The following is an 18,456-nucleotide window of genomic DNA, read 5'->3' as shown; positions in this document are numbered from 1 at the left end:
CTAGTGTCCCGTTTGGTTAATTCGTTAGTCTACCTGGATTCTGAAGCCCTGGCTGCCATGGTGGATGCTCGTGGACAGTGGGAAGGTCCTGCCAGGGCTGCTTTCCGTAAAATGGCGACAACGTCGTAAATCTGCGACAATACCGCGCCGATTTTTCATCACGATACCTGATCCTTGAAGGGGAAGGCTCTGAATGACACCCTGGGAACGATACCAGCAAGACCTTGAGCGACCGGACTTTGAAAGGGATCCGGCGCAGGAAGATGCCGTAAGACGGTTGCAGTCTCTGTACGAGCGTCTGGTGGAGGCGGAAAATGAACGCGCCAGGCCACTGAAGAAATTTTCCCTGAAAGTACGCAAAAAGCGAGAGGAACCGGTCAAGGGCCTCTACTTCTGGGGTGGCGTGGGTCGGGGCAAGACTTATCTCATGGATACCTTCTACGAGTCGCTGCCTTTCGAGCGTAAAATGCGGGTGCATTTTCATCGTTTCATGCAGCGAGTTCACGGTGAACTGAGAAAGCTGAAGGGAGAGAAAAACCCCCTCGAGAAGGTTGCCGCACAGTTTGCCGATGAAGCCCGGGTTATCTGCTTTGACGAATTCTTCGTGTCCGATATCGGCGATGCCATGATCCTGGCCACGCTGATGGACGGTCTGTTCAGTCGCGGCGTATCCCTGGTGTGTACGTCCAACATCCAGCCGGATGGACTCTACAAGGACGGCCTGCAGCGGGCGCGCTTCCTGCCGGCCATCGACCTGGTAAAGAAATATACGGATGTAGTTAACGTGGACGGCGGAGTGGATTACCGGTTGCGGACGCTGGAACAGGCGGAGCTTTACCACTCGCCCCTGGACGAGCAGGCCGATATCAGTCTTCAGAGCAGCTTTGATGGCCTGGCAGTGGAAGCGGGCAGCCACTCCCTGAACCTGAAAGTTAACGGCCGGAAGCTCCAGGCCCGGGCCCACGCAGATGACGTGGTCTGGTTCGAGTTTCGTGAACTCTGTGATGGCCCCCGCAGCCAGAACGACTACATTGAACTGGCGCGGGAATTCCAGACTATCATTGTGTCGAATGTGCCGGTGTTGGGCCGTGACAAGGACGACCAGGCCCGCCGTTTCATCAATATGATCGATGAATTCTACGACCGGAACGTGAAGGTGATTATCTCGGCGGAGGCGCCGATCACCGAGCTTTATGCCGGGGGGCGCCTGGGCTTCGAGTTTGAGCGTACCGAGTCAAGGCTGCTGGAGATGCAGTCCAGGGAATACCTGGGGGCTCCTCACAAGGCATGAAGTCAAGGCAAGGAATGAGCCAGGCGTCCCTGCAGCGGGCGCCTGTTCAATCTGCCAGTGCCGTGTCCGGTGTCTTTCCGAAATCCGGCTGCAGCTGGTGTTCCGCTGCGGTCGCCAGCTCCAGCAACCCCTCGATATTATCCCTGCCCATAATGGTCTCCCGGTATTTCTGATCGTACCAGGCCAGGTTGTTGTAACGGATCATACTGCGAATTTCCTGAATATAGGCTGCTCCCCGCTCTGAGTAATGGCTGAGCCCGGCGGCCAGTTGGACCCCGGAGGGGTGTTCTCCCCGGTCATGGGTCCTGGCACGCAGGTCGCGTAAGGTCGTGTAGCTGGGGTGCCGGTTCAGGTTCTGTACATAGGCTCGTACCGAGTGATACGGGGAGCGGAAGCGGGCGACTTCGTGACTGGCACCTTGCGGGCGGTTAAGGGGGATCAGCCCGCAACCGGGGGAAAAGCACCACTGGCCGAACAGGTTGTTGCCCTGACGGGCGAATCGTGACGTGCCCCAGGCGGATTCATTGGCGGCCTGGGCAAGGACCAGGGAGGGGGGCACGGTGTCAAGCCTCCTGAACAGCAGGCGGAACATCTCATCACTGGCGTTATCTTCATCCACCCGCAGGCGTTCGGCCTGGGCGGCGAGCCATCGCTTGTCCTCTTCAGTGAGAGATTGCTTGTTCTGTAACAGGCGAAGATGGTGCCTTTCCAGCAGGATGCGGCTGTTTACCAGCACTGTACGGCTGTATACATAGGAAAAGAAAGCGGCTTTTTTTTCAGTGACGTCGTAGTAAAGGTCAAAGTTGGGCAGGGCGTCCTGGGTCCAGCGGGGCAAAGGAGGCAGGGTGGCCAGTTCGATATCATCGTCTGGCCCGGCCCGGTCCAGGGGGGGAGGGGAGTGTAGTGTGCCCCAGAGCGCGATAGCCGCCAGGGGCACGAATAACATCAGACTTCTTAAACCTGCAGACATTCGAATCCTCGTAGCCGGTACTGATAATCGGGAGTGTACCAGTGACTACGACGACAAACCTGTTCAGGTTTGTATCAGAAGAAGATCTTCATACCGGCCAGAACGCCTTCGTCCAGGTTAATATCTCCCTGGCTGTCATCCAGGTCGGTATTGACGTAGCGGTAACCCGCAAATACATCGGCGTTGCGAATAATCCGGTAGCTTGCGCGCAGCTCCAGGTTGGTCAGGTCATCAGAGTCGCCGAACGACAGGATGCTGGGGGCATAGTGAGCGCTACCGCTGAATGACAGCCCAGGAACATTGGGGATGTTTACAGTGGCGAAGCCGCCAATACCCACTGCGCCGCCATCCAGGTCATCGTCATCCCACGCCATACCACGGAAACCGATGCCGGCCGTGGTGGGCAGGTTGCCCAGTGCTGTGCGGCCCTGGGCATGGAAGTCACCGTTCATCAGGTGACGGCTGCCTTCATGGTAGGTATAACCTGCGCCAGCCTGGATGTCCGAGCGTGAATCAAAGAAGTTTACCTGGCCCTTGACGGATTCGTTGGTCAGGCTGAAATCCACATCCGAAGCGAATGCCGGCGCTGCGGCCAGTGAAAGCGCGACAGGCAGGGCAATGGCAGAAGTCCTGAACAGCATGATGGGATACCTCTGGAAAGTTGGTTAAAGCGTTTTTATCGAATCACAGTGATAACGCCAAGGCATACTACCGGCGGCAATGATGGCACTCAACTTAAAGTCCGTTCAGCTGGCGCGGGGGTCAGTGTGGTTTGTCGGTGCCCTGCTGCTGCAGGGACTCCAGCAGGTCATCCTCGGAAACCGGCTCCCGGGACGGAATACGGTAATCCTCACTGGCCCACGCACCCAGGTCGATCAGGCGGCAGCGATCAGAGCAAAAGGGACGGTGGGGGTTGCTGTCGTTCCATTCCACGGGGGTTTTACAGGTTGGGCAATCTACATACATCAGGTTTCTCGCACGGTATCCGGTTGGTGTTCCGCACAGTATTGTTCCAGAACTGCCCTGAGCATGTCGATGTTAACCGGCTTGGCGACAAAGATATCCATGCCAGCCTGCCGGCTTCTTTCTTCATCCTGCTCCATGGCACTGGCAGTCAGCGCAACCACCGGGGTATAGGGAACACCGGTGATCGCCTCCTGCTTTCGAAGTTGCCGGGTGGCCTCATAGCCGTCCAGGCCTGGCATCACGCAGTCCATGAAGATCAGGTCAAATCGGGCACCCTGCCAGGCCTGGAGTGCTTCCTGGCCATCGTTGGCGGTAGTGACCCGGCACCCCAGCTTCTCCAGCAGCCGCTGGGTCAGCGCCCGGTTGACCGGGTTATCCTCGGCCAGCAAGACCTGCATCGGGCCGCAGGGCAGGGGCGCCGGAGCAGGCAGGGGCGCCATCGGGGCCTGTAATGAGAAGCGGGTCAGGAACGGGCGCTTGCCCTGGTCCGCGTCCTTGAACAGCTGGTTAAGCATGGGAGCCAGGCGTGATTCCCTCAGCGCCTTGCTGAGGAAAGCATCGGCCCCGGCTTCGCGGAAGTGTTCGCCATCGCCCCGTTGCGGGTTGGCCGAAAGAATGAAAATCCGGGTATCTTGCCAGGCCGGATTTTTCCGCACCTTGCGACATAGCTGGTCGCTTTCCATGTCCGGGACAAAGCCGTCCAGGATAACTGCGTCAAACGGTGTTCCGGCTTCCTCGGCGGTCGCCAGGGCTGAGAAGGTCTCGGCGCCTGAGCGCGCCGCTTCGATATCCACTTCCAGTCGTGACAGCATTTCCAGGGTGATCTTTCGGGACAGTGCGTAGGAGTCTGCCACCAGGATGCGCCTGCCGCGGACGTGTCCCAGGCTTGTCCGGCTTCTGGGTTGCCGTTGGCTGGTTTCGGCCAGGGAGAGTTCCACCCAGAAGGTGGAGCCTTCGCCGGGGGAGCTTTCCACGTCCATGTGCCCCGCCATCAGCCGGACCAGCTGGCGGCAGATGGTCAGCCCCAGGCCCGCCCCGGGCAGCTGTCGCCGGTGCCGGGCGTCCAGCTGTACATAGGGCTCGAAAATCAGGGGCAGGTTGGCGGCGCTGATACCTGTGCCAGTATCTTCGACCGACAGGCGTAACTGCACCCGGTTTCCCTCGTGCCCCAGCACTTCGGCGCTGACCAGCACATGGCCTGAGTCGGTATAGAGTATGGCGTTGGATGTCAGGTTTAGCAGTATTTGCCGGACGCGGATAGGGTCGCCCATGACCTGCGCCGGCAGGTTATCATCGACCCTCAGTTCCAGTGCCAGGCCCTTTTCACGGGCCCGTGGGCCGAGCATGCTGACGAGATCGTTGAGGGTTTCCCGCAGGTCAAAGGGGATTTCATCCAGCTCAAGCTTGCCGGCCTCGATACTGGAAATATCCAGCAGGTCGTTGATGATCGCAGACAGACCTTCGGCGGCGTTGAGCAGCGTATCGATATAGTCCCGCTGCTCCTGGTCCAGGCGGGTGTCCTGCAGCAGGCTGGCATAGCCCAGTACCGACTGCAGGGGAATTCGCAGTTCGTGGCTGAGGTTGGCCAGGAACAGGTTCTTGGCGTGGTTGGCTCGAACCGCCTCGTCCCGCTCGTCCATGGACTGTCGGCTGGTCTGGCGCAGGTCTCGGGTTTCGTCCAGCAGGCGCTCCCGCATCTGGTTCAGGGCCTGCTCCATCTCGCTGAGTTCATCCGGGGATGGCGGTGGCTTACGCTGAAGCCGGAGCGGTTCTATCAGCGCATCCAGGTTGAGTCGCGTGGTCCAGGCGGCCATGGTTTCCAGGTGGCGCGAAAGCATGAATCGGACAATCACCAGCAGGCCCAGGGTGCCCAGCATGACAATGACAGACTGGAACAGTAACAGGGTGAATGCCCGCTCCCTTACGGCGGCCTTTACCTGGTCCGCCGATGAAGTCAGCACCAGCCGGCCGAGGGTCGGTGTATCCACCAGCGATGAGCCGCTGATGCGAAGCGGGTGTTCGTGGGTAATGGTGCTCCCATCCGGGAATTCGCCGATGCTGAACTGCTGACCGCTGGTCGTGGTGATTTCGGCGTGCCGGATAACCTCGAACGCCAGCAGGTCGTTCAGGGTGTTTTCCACCTCATCGAAGTTCATCAGCCACAGTTGCTGGCTGAGGTTGCCTTCAGTTATTTCGGCAGTTTTTTGCTGGAGGTGACGGATTTCGTCGACCCGCCGGCTGGTTTCGCCTGCCAGTTGAAGGCCGGTGGCCACCAGCGCCACCACGAGGCTGAACAGCAAAACATAGATCAAAAGGCGTGCGGCCAGGGGCCGGACACTGAGTATTCGGGTCAGGGCAGCGATCACTCTGGATGCAGACAAAGCACATGTTTCCCTGTGATACAGAATTCCAGAAGTCAGTCTAACAGACTGTCAATATAACGACACCGACCATATCGAACCTGAAACGGACGTTCAGGTCATAGAGGTGCGCGCCGTAAATTCGGTTCTCATCCTGCCTGCCCCGACGGAACGATGGGCGGGGATCGTAGCAGGTCACGTCTTCGATTAACCCTTGCAGGTCAGGGTAGTCGTCCGCGGGGAGAGCGGCAAGTTGCGCCCGGGCCTCGTCGGAAAATCGGACTGGCAGACGCTCCGGCGCGGTTTCGCCGGCCCAGCCAATCCGCGCATCCGGTATTGCATCGGCAAAGGGAAGGTAAGGTTTGATGTCGAGAATCGGTGTACCGTCGATCAGGTCATGGTCGCGAATCCGCAAGATCAACTCACCGTCCTTTCTGGTCAGTCCTTCATTGCGCACCACGGACAGTCCCAGACTGTTGGGGCGAAACGGGGAGCGGCTGGCGAACACGCCGACCTTGCGGTTTCCCCCCAGCCTTGGTGGCCGCACTACGGGGCGCCAGTCAGCCCGCACCGCTTCATGGAACTGGAACGTCAGCCACAGGTGTGTGCAGGTTTCCAGGCCCCGGAAAGCATCTTCCCGGTTGAACGGGGGACGGATAACCAGGTCGGCCCAGGCGTGGCGGGTCAGGCCTGGCTGGCGAGGCACGCCGAACTTGTCCCGGAAGCAGGAACGTGTGATGGCAATGGGGGTCAGGGTAAGGGCTTCATCTGCAGGCCTGGCTGGATGGCGTGGCACAGTAGCTCCCGGGGTCTGGTAATGGTCAGCGTGACAGGATACTGCCGGAAAAGTACATTTCCAGGCGCAGGAGGAACGAGGTGTGTTCCTTGAAGTCGTTGTCCCGCCGGAACTCCACCGAAGGGATGACTTCACCGTACAGCCAGTTCTGGTAAAGGCGATAACGCCAGGTGACGTCGGCGAAGTAGCCGGTTTGGCGCCATGTTGGCTGGCTTTCACCCAGTACGCCCAGCCGGGGGTTGAGTTCGGAGCGGTTATTGAGCCGTTTATGGAAGTCCAGAATCTGGGCAAGGTCAAACTGTCGCTCGTCATGTACCCAAACGGCTTCTGAACTGGCGAGGAAGGTCCAGCCTTTACCAATGTCCTTGCCGAACCCTAACCAGGTGGAGGCGCCCCAGCCATCCTGGTGGAAGTAGTACACCCGCTGCCGGGCACCCAGGCGCCAGCCATCCAGTTTCCAGTTCCCCCGTGCAGTGGCCCGCCAGAAGGCATCCGGGGGAAATCGGAGGCGTGCGCCCAGGTCGTTGCTCAGGTTAATGGTGTCGGAGATCACTGACAGGTAGCGCAGGGCGCCCGTAGCATCGGTATCAGAGCGCTGGTCATCGGTGAGCTGGCGACTGCGCCGGCGTTCGCCCAGGGGGATAAGTTCATCACTCTCGCTCTCCAGTACCACCCGGAGCTGCTCTTCGGCAGTGGGCAGGTCAATGCGGAAGCGAGCCTCCGGTTCAATGCTGGCCAGCCTGCCGGTTTCGGATTCGGCAGCGAGGCCCAGGCGCAGGTAGCTTTCGTTGCCGGGCAGGGCGCGGGGGTTGCCGGAGAGCGTGCGGTCTGCCCAGGCACCCAGGGCCTGGATACGATCAGACTGCACCTGCTCCTGGCGAATGACCCAGTTGGAGAAACTTGTCCAGTAGGTGTCCCTGGGTTCCAGCCAGAACTCGTCCGGGCTGAAGGTATAGAAATTCCCCGGCAGGTTTTCCGGTGAAAGCATGTCTGAGGCTGACTGAGCCGACGCCGTTGCCGGGATGCCAGCCAGGCTGGCAATGAATGCCAGCATCAGGTGCTGGAGCAGGATGGTTCGATGGCGCACCCGTAGCTAATCCCGACAGATGTCCAGGAGTTGCTGGTGCAGCTCCTGCACCTGTTGTTCCACCTCGGGCAGGGGGCGGTCGTTCCGGATGATGTGATCCGCACGGCCCAGGCGGTGCTCCCGGGGCATCTGGGCGGCGATGATCCGCTCGACCTGGTCGCGATCATTGTTGTCGCGGCTCATGGTGCGTTCGATCTGGGTCTCAACGGGTACGTCAACGACGATAGCCCTGCTCGCCAGTGTATGCTGATCCGTTTCCAGCAGCAGCGGCGATACCAGCAATACGTAGGGCAGGTGGTAGTTCTCCGGTTGAAGCTGGCGGGCCAGTTCGTCGCGGATGGTGGGGTGCAGCAGGGATTCCAGCCATTCCCGCTCGTTAGGGTCCTTGAATACGATGGTACGCAGGGCCGCCCTGTCGAGCTGGCCGTCATCCTGGAGGATCTCTGCGCCGAAGTGCTCGGCAATTTTCCCGAGCGCAGGCGTGCCCGGCTCCACGACTTCCCGTGCCACGATGTCCGCATCGACCCAGTGCACGCCCAGCGCGCCAAACATCTTTGCCACGGTGGACTTTCCGCTTCCTATACCGCCGGTCAGGCCAATGACTGCAGGGTTGCTCATCAATACCTCGGGTTCTTCTTCAGTGACAGGCCGGAGTCACAGGGCCGGCCAGGCTGGTCAATGGGAGGGGATTCTGCCATGGACCAGCCCCGGGTTGCACCTTTGTTTGCTGTCGAATCAGCCCAGCCTTGCCAGAACCGAGTCACCGATGGCCCGGGTATCCCGACGCTGGTTGCCATTTTCGGCGAGGTCTGCGGCAACGGCATCAAACAGCTCCTGCCCCGCCCTGGCCAGCAAGGGCTCCCTGCGTCCGAGCCATTCCAGCATGCGGGCGGCGGTGAACAGCATGGCGGTCGGGTCGGCGAGGCCCTGGCCGGCGATATCCGGGGCACTGCCGTGTGTTGGCTCGAACATGGAAGGCATGTCCGGGTTGTCCGGGTTCAGGTTGCAAGAGGGGGCCACGCCCATTCCGCCGGAGAGCACGGCCGCCAGGTCGGTGAGGATGTCGCCCTGGAGGTTGCTGGCAACCACAACGTCAAATGCCCATGGCGCCTGGACGAACTTCATACAGGCAGCATCTATCAGTTCGTGGTGGGTGGCTACATCCGGGTAATCCCGGGCAACGTCTTCGAATACCTCGGTATACATATCGCCCCAGTAGCGCAGGGCGTTTCGCTTGGTGATGATGCAAACCTGACTTTCGGCGACCTGGCCATGGTGACTGCGAAATTCACGCTGGCGGCCTTCGGCCCGTCTTGTCTCGGCTCGTAACCGCGCCTGCTCAAACCCGTACCGGATGATGCGCTCGGTGCCCCGGCGGGTGAACACCTCCATCTGTGTGGCCACTTCGTGCTCGGTGCCCTGACGAAGCCGACCGCCCTGACCGACATATTCTCCTTCGCTGTTCTCACGAATGACCAGCATGTCGATGTCCCGGGCCCGGTCGTCGGCCAGGTACTGCCTGGCGCCGGGCAACAGTCGTGCCGGCCGCTCACAGACCCACTGGTCGAACCCCTTGCGCATGTCCAGCAAGGGGGCGAGTGAAACACTGTCAGACAGCAGGTAACGTTCCGGGTCGTCCGCGGGACCTGGATCACCCAGGGCCCCCAACAGGATGGCGTCATAATGGGCCAGTTGTTCAAGGGCGTCAGCCGGCATCACCTCGCCATGTTGCTCATGCCAGGCGTGGGATGGCCAGGGAAACCGGGTCCACTCCAGGGGGAGCTGGTGCTTTTTCCGCAAACGTTCCAGACAATTAATCGCCTCGGCCACGACTTCCGGGCCAATTCCGTCGCCGGGTGTAACGGCGATGCGCAGGGGCTGGGGCATAGAGCGACACTCCAAGAGCTACGAATTTACAAGTATTTGCAAAAGCGGCACCAGGTTACAGGTACCCTTGTCATATTGGCATAGACCCTGACACCGGACGTTGTCCGGTGTCCTTGGCCCAGTGTAGTCAGCGGGGCAGGATTCGTCAGTCTTTAATGCGTTTACGGACCCCTGAAGGGTGTCTATAGTGACTCGGTGCGTCTTTGTATAAACCGGATTAACAAGAGCAGGGTCTCCCTGACTCACCAGCCAGATAGGAGCATGCGTGGAGCGGCCAGAAGTTTTGTATGATGAGTCTCATTGCGGCCAGTGCGCCTGTGGCGAGGGTCTGGATTTTCAGTTTTCATTTGCTTACCAGCCCATAGTAGACGTCTCCGACAAGAGCGTATTTGCCTATGAAGCGCTGGTCCGGGGCACCTCGGGTGAGAGCGCCTGGAGCATCCTTTCAAAGGTGAACGACAGGAATTGCTATTCGTTTGACCAGATCTGCCGGGTCAAGGCGGTCAAGCTGGCCTCCCGCCTCGGGATGGATACGATGCTCAGCATCAACTTCATGCCCAACGCGGTGTACCAGGCAGAATACTGCATCCGGACGACCCTGGCGGCCGCGAAAACCTATAACTTCGACACCCGGAAGATTATCTTTGAACTGACTGAAGGCGAAGACCTGTCATCGGTGGATCACCTGGTGTCAATTATCAAGGCCTACCAGAGCATGGGCTTCAGCACGGCCATCGATGACTTTGGTGCAGGCTTTTCCCGCTACAACCTGATGACCGCCAGCCCTCCGGAGCTGCTCAAGCTGGATATGGGCCTGATACGTGATATTGACCGGGAGCCCAACAAACAGGCGGTGGTCAATGGCATCGTGACCATGATGACCCAGCTCGGTGGCCGCATTGTTGCCGAGGGCGTTGAAACCGTTGAGGAGTATGCCTGGCTCCACGGGCGCGGTATTCGGCTATTCCAGGGCTACCTGTTTGCCCGACCGGGTTTCGAGACCCTGCCTGAGCCGTTTTTCCCGGACATTGGCGAGGGGGCCTGACGCCAGTGCTCTATCGTCTGGTCACCCTGGTTGGCGGCATTGTCTTTGTTGGTGTGCTCTATGGTTTGATCTGGCTGCTTTGCCGGAAATTCCTCCAGGGCCACCAGGTCACGGAAAACCTTAACGACCGTGCCACGGCCCTGGCAACCTGGACCTTTACCGGCGTTTGCCTGGGATTGGTGTTTGCCATTTTCGGCGCTTTCCTGCTGGGCCCCTGGGCGTTTTATCGAACCGTCAGGGCCCATGATGTCGGGGTTTCCGACGGGGCGGCCGTGTGGTGGGGGCTCGGCGTGGTTACCCTGGCCCTGGCAATCACCGGGGCCGGGTTTGCCGGCTTCCTGTGGGTCGTGGGTGTTTTCTGAGCCCGGCCAGCCATTTGCCCGGTAGACATGATGCCGGGCAACTGCCGCGCAGCGGTGCAGGCGTTCTGCCTCGCAGACCCGTCGCGCCCTGGTTCAGGTGGCTGCCTGGTACTCCGCCGCCACGGCATGGAACTGCTCCCTGAGCCAGAGCAGGGCGGGCTCTTTCTCATAGGCCCGGTGCCAGTACAGTTGGATGTCCACGTCCGGCAGCCCGGGTGGCGGGTTAAGAATGCAGGTATCAGAGCGGGTTGCCATCTGGCGGGCGTAACCCTCCGGCATGGTCAGTAGCAGGTCAGAGCTCTCCACCACCTGGCAGGCGGCGTAATAGTGCTGGCAGCGCAGACGGATTTGCCGTTGCAGGCCCATACGGGACAATTCGAAATCTTCGATGCCCGGTCCCTCATTCCGTGATGACACCAGGATGTGCTTTGCTGACAGGTAATTGTCCATGGTCAGGTCCTGCCCTTCCAGTGGGTGTCCTTTCCTGGCGATAACCACTCGCCGGTCCTTGCGCAGCTGCTCGTGGGCAGTCTGGTCACCAATAGGCAGCAGCACATCCACGGCATAATCCAGCCGGCCCGCCGCCAGCAGACTTTCCATATCCCGCCTGGCTACCCGCTGACTGTTGATCTCGATTTCCGGGTAGTCGTTCAGCCGGGTAACCAGTTGCGGCAGGAACGTCGACTCCAGCACGTCCCTGAGCGCCAGGGCAAAGGTCTTGCGGTGGCTGGACGGGTCGAAGGCGTGGAACTGGTTTACAGCACTGTGGATCTGGTTAAGTCCCGGCCGCATGGATTCCACAAAGCGACGTGCCAGCGGGGTGGGTACCATCCGGTTCCCTTGCCGGGAAAACAATGGGTCATCGAAGTGTTCCCGCAGCCGGGCAAGGGAATGACTGACCGCCGGCTGGGTCAGGTTGAGGGCTCGGGCGGCGCGGGTAAGGCTGCCTTCCCGGTAAATGGTATCGAACACGTGAAGCAGGTTAAGATCTAGCCGGTTTGAGGCCATGGGAGCAGTGTCTCGTAAATGAATCAATCTCGATAATGGTACGGAATTAAAACAATTCAGTCGCGTAATACAGTGCATGTTACTAGACTGGCCCGTTACGACAAATTTGAGTGGGTTTCGGAATGTCCCAGAGAATATTTATAACCGGTGGTGCCAGGGGCCTGGGCCGGGCGCCGGCGCTGGATCAAGTGAATGGCGGGGGTGATCCATGGCAACCATCTATCTGATCCGGCACGGTCAGGCAAGCTTCGGCGAAGATAACTACGATCAGTTATCAGAAACCGGCTGGCAGCAGGCCCGGGTTCTGGGGCGCTGGCTGGCAGGGCGGGTGCACCCGGACGTAGTGATCGGTGGCGATATGCAGCGCCACCGGGAAACGGTGGAAGCCATTGCCAGCGGCTATCGCGGGGCGTTCCCGGATATGCAGGTGGCAACCGGTTTCAACGAGTTTGACCATGCCAGGGTAGTTTTCCGTTTCCGGCCCGAATGGGCAGACCGTGAGCGGATGCAGGCTGACCTGGCCGCCACGGGCCATCCGGCAAAGGCGTTCCAGCAGACCTTCACCCAGGCTGTTCAGCGTTGGGTGAGTGGCGACCACGACGAGGATTACCCTGAGACGTGGCTACAGTTCAAGGCCCGGGTTAATAAGGCACTGGACGACCTGGTCAGCTGGGCCAACGGTGGTGATGTCTTTGTATCCACCTCTGGCGGACCAATTGCGGTGATCCTGCAAAACCTGCTGCAACTGAGCGACAGCCGGGCGCTGGCGTTGAACGAGGTTATTGCCAACACCAGTGTCACCCGGGTTCTGTATTCAGGGGACAGGCGCAGCCTGGCGGTTTTCAACAACTACAGCCACCTGGAGGCGGAAGGGCAGGAACTGGTCACCTTCCGCTAAACGGAAGAAAGTTCGACTGAAAGGAAAGAGAACATGAGCAAGAAGAATCTTTTTGACCTTGCAGGCAAGGTCGCCCTGGTTACCGGTGCCAGCCGTGGTATCGGTGAAAGCGTTGCCCGGCTTCTGGCAGACAACGGAGCACATGTCATTGTCAGTAGTCGCAAGATTGACGGTTGTGAAGCGGTGGCGAGCAGTATCCGGGATAACGGCGGCAGCGCTGAAGCTGTTGCCTGCCACATCGGTGAGATGGAGCAGCTGGAAGCCATTTGGAAGCATATCCGTGACAAGCATGGCAAGCTGGATATCCTGGTGAACAATGCGGCCACCAATCCGTATTTTGGCAAGATTGAAGAGACCGACCTGGGCGCCTTCCAGAAGACGGTGGACGTCAATATTCGCGGTTATTTCTTTATGTGCGCGGAAGCCGCCAAGTTGATGAAAGAGCAGGGGCAGCCAGGGGCCATTGTGAACGTGGCGTCGGTGAATGGTGTTACCCCGGGCTTTATGCAGGGTATCTACTCCATTACCAAGTCAGCGGTGATTGCCATGACCCGGGCCTATGCCCGCGAGTTGGGACCGGATAATATCCGCGTCAATGCATTGTTGCCGGGGCTGACTGACACGAAGTTCGCAAGTGCCTTGACCACCAACGACAGTATTCGTGACCGGGCGATGGAGCATATTCCCATGCACCGGATGGCACACCCGGATGAAATGGCTGGCACCATTCTTTACCTGGTATCCGAAGCGTCGAGCTACACCACCGGCACCTGCGTTAACGTGGATGGCGGCTACCTGACGGTCTGACCCAACGGATGGTGACCAAAAAGCCCCGGCTCTGACCTCAGGCCGGGGCTTTTTTCGGGTTGTTACTGGACCGTTGGTGATCCGGTTTCCGCCTGGGAAATGGCAGTACCGGTGGGCGGGTTGCGGTGGAGCGAGTACAGCACCTTGTCCAGCAGGGCCTGGCCGTTCCAGGCCGGGGAGTGGTTGACGATACCTACCACGGCCCAGGTAGTGTTATTTGCGTCCCGGGTGTAGCCGGCTACAGAACGCACGTCCTGCAGCAGGCCGGTCTTGATGCGCCCCATACCTTCCATGCCCAGGTTGCGCAGGCGCCGTGCCATGGTGCCATCCATGGCGGTCAATGGCATGGATGTCATCAGGTCCGGGCCGTAGGGGCTTGCCCATGCCTGTGTCAGGATGCTCGACATTTGCCGTGTACTCATGCGGGCGTGCCTGGAAAGGCCGCTACCGTTGTCAATCACCATGCCCCGGGTGTCGATTCCTTTACCTTCCAGCCAGTCATAGATTGCCCGGATGCCGGAAACACGGTCATCATTGTCGGCCGCGTGGCGATTCCGGGCCCCGATGGTCAGCAACAGCTGGCGGGCCATGACGTTGCTGCTCCACTTGTTAATGTCGCGGACCATGGTCACAAGGTCCGGTGAGGTGGTGCTGGTGACCAGGCGTGTACCGGACGGGATGGTGCCTGTGCGCCAGCTTCCGGTAATTGCACCGCCAAGCTCACGCCAGAGGGAGATGAGTATCTCGCCGCTGTACTGGTCGTGGGGTAACAGGGACAGATAGTTTGTGGTGCGGCAGCCCTCGGGCAGCTTGCCCTCTACACGGACGGTGACCTTGCCGGCCTGGTCAAATACCGGCGTCCAGTCAATCTGGCGGCGTCCGGGGCAGGACCCTTCCTCGACAGGGGTGATGCGGTTGTCGATGCTGACAGATGGCAGGGCCGGCGTGGTCCAGGCACGAGTGCCCCGCTCATCCGCCCGTACCTGGAAATGTACCAGGTTCATGTTCAGCAGCACCGGCGAAGGTTCGACCAGGAACGGCCGGTGGGGGTTGTTGCCGTTATCATGGAACCGTGGCAGTCCGTCAGGCAACAGGAAGGCCCGGTCACTCAGCACGATATCACCCTCGATGGTTGTCACACCCAGCGAGCGAATGTCGTGAATGACGGTCCAGAGCCGCTCGATAGTCAGCTTGGGGTCGCCACCAAAGCGGACGTAAAGGTTACCCTTGAGGGTCTCGCCCTCGAAGGTGCCATCCGTAAGGAAGCTGGTTGTCCAGCGGTGGTTGGGGCCGAGGATTTCCAGTGCGGCATAGGTGGTCAGTACCTTCATGATGGACCCAGGACTCATGATGGCGTCCGCATTGATGTACTGCTCAGTGCCGGGGCCGTCCATGGGTATCGCGGCCACGCTCAGGCCGTTCAGGTCATCCAGGGATTCCTGCGCGAAGCTCCTCACCTCACTGCCCCAGACCCGCTTGTCCAGCTCCCCTGCGGTGGCTGTAACTGCGAGCAGGGCGCCTGAAATAAGGCCCGCCCCGATTGAACGGACCGTGTTTCGGGCCAGGGAGCTTAGTCCGGTGCTAGTGAGTTTTTGAAGTGGCATGGCAGCAACGTCCGTCGTGGTGGGTACTTATTTTCTAACCATAGCTTAATTTTTGGACGACGACTATGTTCTCGTCCTATACATAACGTTAAAAAATGACAGCAGGGTTTCGGAATTTAAGCACTTTTGTGACGGCCCGTTACAGAGTGTGGCGCCACGGTTACCCCGTTTCGGGCAATCAGGGGGATTTCAGGGCTGCCGGGCCTGGCGGACGTTGCTAGAATGCGCCGGACAAAACCGTATTTCATGTCGTTGAATCAAGGAGTTGGATAAGATGCTGACAGGGCACTGCCTGTGTGGTGAGGTAACCTTTGAATACGACGGGCCCCTCGGGCCAGTCGCCCTTTGCCACTGCAGCCAGTGCCGCCGGGCCCATGGCAGCGCGTTCTCTGCCAGCGCGCCGGTGCAGCGGGTTCATTTCCGCTTTACGGGCGGCGAAGAGCGTATTACCGAGTTTGAGTCCAGGCCGGGAAAATACCGGGCTTTCTGTAATCGCTGCGGTAGCCAGCTGTACAGTCGGGTGGATGCCATTCCCGGCATCCTGCGGCTCAGGGTCGGTGTGATCAACGAGCCGCTGGGCAAGGGGCCGGCTGGCCATGTTTTCACCGGCTCAAAAGCAGACTGGTTCGCCATCAACGATGACCTGCCACAGCACGAAAAGACCGAAAGGGCCAACGACCCCCACTGAACGACCCCCACTGAGTGCCGCGCCTGGTCAAGTCGCTGGCTGACTGCGTGACGCGGAGGCTCCAGTTCAGGGCGTCAGTCGCAGGACCTCACCGTTGCCGGAGTCGGTCAATAGCCAAAGCTTCCCGTCTGGCCCCATGGACACTGCCCTGATGCGCTTGTTCAGGCCGCTGAGGAGGTCCTCCGTTCCGGTAATTTCCTGGCCTTCCAGCTCCAGGCGTACCAGCTTCTGCATTTTGAGCGCGCCAACGAACAGGTCCCCCTGCCATTCGGGAAAGTCCTCACCGGTATAGAACGCCATCCCCGACGGGGCGATGGAAGGGTCCCAGTAGTGCAGGGGCTGGGCCATGCCGTCCTTTTGGGTCTGGTCGGTGATGGACGTGCCGTCATAGTTGATGCCGTAGGTGATCTCCGGCCAGCCATAGTTGCTACCGGCCTCGATAATGTTTACCTCGTCGCCGCCCCGGGGGCCGTGTTCATGGCTCCAGATTGCGCCGGTCTGCGGGTGCAGTGTCATGCCCTGGATGTTCCGGTTGCCCTTGGTGAACAGCGTATCCCGGGCTCCGTCCCGGTCTGCAAACGGATTGTCTTCCGGAATTGCTCCGTTGATGGTAATCCGGTGCACCGCGCCGGCGTCGTCACCAAAGTCTTGCGCGCGGTTCATTTCGCCACGATCTCCCACTGCTACATACAGGTAGCCATCCCCGGGAATAACCATACGACCAGCGAAGTGCCGGGTCGTCCCTGAGCGGGGCTCTGCCTCAAAAATTACCTCAAGGTTTTCCAGGGCCCTGTCGTTCATTTCGGCCCGCGCTACGCGGGTTGTCATGCCTTCGTCACTGGCATGGGCATAGCTGAGAAACAGGAGCCGGTTCTGATCAAAGTCAGGGTGAAGAAGGATATCCAGCAGGCCTCCCTGACCACGGGCTGCTACCTCCGGCACGCCAGATACCGGTTCCTCTTCCAGCTCACCATTACGAATGATCCGCAACCTGCCCGCACGCTCTGTGACCAGTTGGCTGCCATCGGGCAAAAAGGCGATAGCCCAGGGGTGTTCAAGGCCTGATGCGACAGTGGTTACTTCGAACCTGGCCTGGTCTGACTCGTGGGTCGTTGCTGTTGCCAGCGGCACAGCTGTGGTGGTGGCCACAAGGAGTACAGTGGTACAGATGACGTTTCGCATGGGTACTTCCTCCGTAAGCGGGGGGCGCTACACCCCTGAGCTTACCAACCCTGTGAGGTGCGGCGACAGTTCCCTCATTACTGTACGTTAACGTATACGCCATACGGGCAGTACCGGTTTGATTAAAGTGCCTTCAGGGTAGCTCGCTGGCCTCCTGTCTTGTTTTTTTGCAAACGCGAATCAGTTGCATTAAGGTAGGTAAATGAGGGCAGCACTGAGGTCGCTGCCAATATCAGATCAGGGGGAACAGGGTATGTTCGAACAGGAAGCGAAAGAGGGGATCAAACTCGCCGGGGTGGCCCTGGGGATTATCCTGGCAGTGGCACTAATCACCTTGCCCGCCTTATGGGGGTGAACCAGTGAGGCTTGGGTACACGTAACTGATGTCGACCGTTGAAGTTCAGCAGTCACGACTACACTGACGGTGTGAGGTTACTCGAAATGCCCGTACAGGGTGTTTCTCACGCGGAAAACGACAGGAGGTAATTCCATGTCAGATCATCACGTGTACAAGAAAACCGAAGTGGTAGGTTCCTCGAAAACCAGTATTGAAGACGCCATTGAGAACGCCCTGGCGGAATGCGCCAAAAGCATCCGTAACATGGAGTGGTTCGAAGTGACCGAAACCCGTGGACATATCGAAAACGGCAAGGTCGGCCACTACCAGGTCAGCCTGGTGGTCGGTTTCCGGATCGAGAACAGCTGACCTCGCTGGTCGGCGTAGCCGGCACCCGGTGGCGTGGATTCGTCGGTCGCGGGGTGCCGGTTGCTTCGTAGCCGGTTTACTTTTCCTGTCTGGCCTGTCGTCCTGACAAGCCTTTACATTCAGGGTTTGCGGTGACTCTTCTGGAGCCAGCGGTCCAGCTGGTCAGCAAACTCCTTGCGGTCCTGCTGACTGAACGCCGCCGGCCCACCGGTCACCTGGCCCGCATTGCGCATCTCCTCCATAAAGTTCCGCATGGCCAGGCGCTGGCGAATATTCTCGCGGGTGAAAGCCTGCCCACGTGGATTGAAGGCATCAGCACCCTTGTCGATGGCCTCAGCGGCCAATGGAATATCCTGGGTGATAACCAGGTCCCCTGTGGTCAACTGCTCAACAATTTCCTGGTCCGCCACATCGAAGCCGTGGGGAACCTGGCGGGCGTGGATCCAGGGGCTGGGGGGCAATCTGATAACATGGTTCGCTATGAACGTGGTATTGATCTGCCAGCGGGTTGCTGCCCGGCAGAGTATTTCCCGGATGGGGACGGGGCAGGCATCCGCATCGACCCAGATAGGCATGGTAGTGGTTCCGGCTGTGACCTTGGCGGGAGTGTAACCGCCAGCAGGTAGTAATGATAGTCGGTGGTCCGCCAGGCGCAGGTCGCTAGCGAGAATCATGTCTCGTTCCCGTTGAACAATTGCTGACCATCGACTAGAAAATAAGGACAGGCCCGTGAGATCCACGGGGTACCCACCAACAGCCATCGTGATGCAACAGGCCACAAGCCCGGGAAGCCACGGTG

19 protein-coding genes are annotated in these 18,456 nt (G+C 59.6%); 7 read left to right on the top strand and 12 right to left on the bottom strand.

The window, feature by feature from the left end:
* Positions 1-193 precede the first annotated feature (193 nt).
* On the top strand, positions 194-1,291 hold the full coding sequence (gene zapE / locus MLC59_RS15350) for a cell division protein ZapE (protein WP_248235941.1): 1,098 nt from the start codon (positions 194-196) through the stop codon (positions 1,289-1,291).
* 46 nt (positions 1,292-1,337) lie between these two features.
* On the opposite strand, the gene MLC59_RS15345 is transcribed toward zapE, so the two are convergent.
* The 8 genes from MLC59_RS15345 to MLC59_RS15310 form a co-directional block, all read right to left on the bottom strand.
* Positions 1,338-2,237, bottom strand: coding sequence for a glucosaminidase domain-containing protein (locus MLC59_RS15345; RefSeq protein WP_248235932.1), 900 nt, complete (start codon positions 2,235-2,237; stop codon positions 1,338-1,340).
* A gap of 98 nt (positions 2,238-2,335) precedes the next feature.
* Positions 2,336-2,902, bottom strand: coding sequence for a YfaZ family outer membrane protein (locus MLC59_RS15340; protein ID WP_248235930.1), 567 nt, complete (start codon positions 2,900-2,902; stop codon positions 2,336-2,338).
* Between the two features lie 121 nt (positions 2,903-3,023).
* Positions 3,024-3,227: a DNA gyrase inhibitor YacG gene (gene yacG, locus MLC59_RS15335; protein WP_248235929.1), complete on the bottom strand. Its 204-nt coding sequence runs from the start codon at positions 3,225-3,227 to the stop codon at positions 3,024-3,026.
* On the bottom strand, positions 3,227-5,608 hold the full coding sequence (locus tag MLC59_RS15330) for a response regulator (protein WP_248235926.1): 2,382 nt from the start codon (positions 5,606-5,608) through the stop codon (positions 3,227-3,229). The genes yacG and MLC59_RS15330 overlap by 1 nt, the downstream gene beginning before the upstream one ends.
* Positions 5,609-5,648: 40 nt before the next feature.
* Positions 5,649-6,383, bottom strand: a complete 735-nt coding sequence (gene tsaA, locus MLC59_RS15325; protein WP_248235921.1) for a tRNA (N6-threonylcarbamoyladenosine(37)-N6)-methyltransferase TrmO — start codon at positions 6,381-6,383, stop codon at positions 5,649-5,651.
* A 25-nt stretch (positions 6,384-6,408) separates the two neighbouring features.
* The gene (locus tag MLC59_RS15320) at positions 6,409-7,470 is read right to left on the bottom strand and encodes a hypothetical protein (protein ID WP_248235903.1); all 1,062 of its coding nucleotides are present in this window, start codon (positions 7,468-7,470) and stop codon (positions 6,409-6,411) included.
* A gap of 6 nt (positions 7,471-7,476) precedes the next feature.
* The gene (gene coaE / locus MLC59_RS15315) at positions 7,477-8,088 is read right to left on the bottom strand and encodes a dephospho-CoA kinase (RefSeq protein WP_248235901.1); all 612 of its coding nucleotides are present in this window, start codon (positions 8,086-8,088) and stop codon (positions 7,477-7,479) included.
* A gap of 117 nt (positions 8,089-8,205) precedes the next feature.
* The gene (locus tag MLC59_RS15310) at positions 8,206-9,357 is read right to left on the bottom strand and encodes an isocitrate/isopropylmalate dehydrogenase family protein (RefSeq protein WP_248235898.1); all 1,152 of its coding nucleotides are present in this window, start codon (positions 9,355-9,357) and stop codon (positions 8,206-8,208) included.
* Positions 9,358-9,622: 265 nt separating this feature from the next.
* On the opposite strand from MLC59_RS15310, the gene MLC59_RS15305 reads away from it, so the two are divergent.
* Together MLC59_RS15305 and MLC59_RS15300 are read left to right on the top strand one after the other, a co-directional pair.
* Positions 9,623-10,402 (top strand): EAL domain-containing protein, encoded by a 780-nt coding sequence (locus MLC59_RS15305; RefSeq protein WP_248235896.1) that lies wholly within the window; start codon positions 9,623-9,625, stop codon positions 10,400-10,402.
* 5 nt (positions 10,403-10,407) lie between these two features.
* The gene (locus MLC59_RS15300) at positions 10,408-10,764 is read left to right on the top strand and encodes a hypothetical protein (protein WP_248235890.1); all 357 of its coding nucleotides are present in this window, start codon (positions 10,408-10,410) and stop codon (positions 10,762-10,764) included.
* A gap of 93 nt (positions 10,765-10,857) precedes the next feature.
* On the opposite strand, the gene MLC59_RS15295 is transcribed toward MLC59_RS15300, so the two are convergent.
* Positions 10,858-11,772 (bottom strand): LysR family transcriptional regulator, encoded by a 915-nt coding sequence (locus MLC59_RS15295; RefSeq protein WP_248235889.1) that lies wholly within the window; start codon positions 11,770-11,772, stop codon positions 10,858-10,860.
* Between the two features lie 208 nt (positions 11,773-11,980).
* Between MLC59_RS15295 and MLC59_RS15290 the strand changes: the two genes are divergently transcribed.
* A complete protein-coding gene (locus tag MLC59_RS15290) occupies positions 11,981-12,670 on the top strand; it encodes a histidine phosphatase family protein (RefSeq protein WP_248235886.1) in 690 nt (229 codons plus the stop codon).
* A 33-nt stretch (positions 12,671-12,703) separates the two neighbouring features.
* Complete coding sequence (locus MLC59_RS15285) at positions 12,704-13,477, top strand: SDR family oxidoreductase (protein ID WP_248235884.1); 774 nt, start codon at positions 12,704-12,706, stop codon at positions 13,475-13,477.
* 62 nt (positions 13,478-13,539) lie between these two features.
* On the opposite strand, the gene dacB is transcribed toward MLC59_RS15285, so the two are convergent.
* A complete protein-coding gene (gene dacB / locus MLC59_RS15280; RefSeq protein WP_248235881.1) occupies positions 13,540-15,081 on the bottom strand; it encodes a D-alanyl-D-alanine carboxypeptidase/D-alanyl-D-alanine endopeptidase in 1,542 nt (513 codons plus the stop codon).
* Positions 15,082-15,355: 274 nt separating this feature from the next.
* Between dacB and MLC59_RS15275 the strand changes: the two genes are divergently transcribed.
* The gene (locus tag MLC59_RS15275) at positions 15,356-15,769 is read left to right on the top strand and encodes a GFA family protein (protein WP_248235861.1); all 414 of its coding nucleotides are present in this window, start codon (positions 15,356-15,358) and stop codon (positions 15,767-15,769) included.
* 66 nt (positions 15,770-15,835) lie between these two features.
* On the opposite strand, the gene MLC59_RS15270 is transcribed toward MLC59_RS15275, so the two are convergent.
* Positions 15,836-16,951 (bottom strand): PQQ-dependent sugar dehydrogenase, encoded by a 1,116-nt coding sequence (locus MLC59_RS15270; RefSeq protein ID WP_248235857.1) that lies wholly within the window; start codon positions 16,949-16,951, stop codon positions 15,836-15,838.
* 490 nt (positions 16,952-17,441) lie between these two features.
* Here MLC59_RS15270 and MLC59_RS15265 point away from each other — a divergent pair, with 490 nt between their 5' ends.
* A complete protein-coding gene (locus tag MLC59_RS15265) occupies positions 17,442-17,657 on the top strand; it encodes a dodecin (protein ID WP_248235853.1) in 216 nt (71 codons plus the stop codon).
* 119 nt (positions 17,658-17,776) lie between these two features.
* Here MLC59_RS15265 and MLC59_RS15260 read toward each other — a convergent pair whose 3' ends face one another.
* Positions 17,777-18,232 carry a YaiI/YqxD family protein gene (locus MLC59_RS15260; RefSeq protein WP_248235943.1) on the bottom strand — a complete coding sequence of 152 codons (456 nt, stop codon included), beginning with the start codon at positions 18,230-18,232 and terminating at the stop codon, positions 17,777-17,779.
* Positions 18,233-18,456 lie beyond the last annotated feature (224 nt).

It is taken from the genome of Marinobacter bryozoorum, assembly GCF_023156245.1.
GTDB classification, from domain to species: domain Bacteria; phylum Pseudomonadota; class Gammaproteobacteria; order Pseudomonadales; family Oleiphilaceae; genus Marinobacter; species Marinobacter bryozoorum.
Note: the sequence above shows the minus strand (reverse complement) of the source record. Positions and strands in the feature narration are given on the sequence as shown.

What these genes read in the sequence shown, in the direction of transcription:
- zapE (WP_248235941.1), top strand. Translation starts at nt 194, where the DNA reads ATGACACCCTGGGAACGATACCAGCAAGACCTTGAGCGACCGGACTTT.
- MLC59_RS15345 (WP_248235932.1), bottom strand. Translation starts at nt 2,237, where the DNA reads ATGTTATTCGTGCCCCTGGCGGCTATCGCGCTCTGGGGCACACTACAC.
- MLC59_RS15340 (WP_248235930.1), bottom strand. Translation starts at nt 2,902, where the DNA reads ATGCTGTTCAGGACTTCTGCCATTGCCCTGCCTGTCGCGCTTTCACTG.
- yacG (WP_248235929.1), bottom strand. Translation starts at nt 3,227, where the DNA reads ATGTATGTAGATTGCCCAACCTGTAAAACCCCCGTGGAATGGAACGAC.
- coaE (WP_248235901.1), bottom strand. Translation starts at nt 8,088, where the DNA reads ATGAGCAACCCTGCAGTCATTGGCCTGACCGGCGGTATAGGAAGCGGA.
- MLC59_RS15310 (WP_248235898.1), bottom strand. Translation starts at nt 9,357, where the DNA reads ATGCCCCAGCCCCTGCGCATCGCCGTTACACCCGGCGACGGAATTGGC.
- MLC59_RS15295 (WP_248235889.1), bottom strand. Translation starts at nt 11,772, where the DNA reads ATGGCCTCAAACCGGCTAGATCTTAACCTGCTTCACGTGTTCGATACC.
- MLC59_RS15290 (WP_248235886.1), top strand. Translation starts at nt 11,981, where the DNA reads ATGGCAACCATCTATCTGATCCGGCACGGTCAGGCAAGCTTCGGCGAA.
- MLC59_RS15285 (WP_248235884.1), top strand. Translation starts at nt 12,704, where the DNA reads ATGAGCAAGAAGAATCTTTTTGACCTTGCAGGCAAGGTCGCCCTGGTT.
- dacB (WP_248235881.1), bottom strand. Translation starts at nt 15,081, where the DNA reads ATGCCACTTCAAAAACTCACTAGCACCGGACTAAGCTCCCTGGCCCGA.
- MLC59_RS15275 (WP_248235861.1), top strand. Translation starts at nt 15,356, where the DNA reads ATGCTGACAGGGCACTGCCTGTGTGGTGAGGTAACCTTTGAATACGAC.
- MLC59_RS15270 (WP_248235857.1), bottom strand. Translation starts at nt 16,951, where the DNA reads ATGCGAAACGTCATCTGTACCACTGTACTCCTTGTGGCCACCACCACA.
- MLC59_RS15265 (WP_248235853.1), top strand. Translation starts at nt 17,442, where the DNA reads ATGTCAGATCATCACGTGTACAAGAAAACCGAAGTGGTAGGTTCCTCG.
- MLC59_RS15260 (WP_248235943.1), bottom strand. Translation starts at nt 18,232, where the DNA reads ATGCCTATCTGGGTCGATGCGGATGCCTGCCCCGTCCCCATCCGGGAA.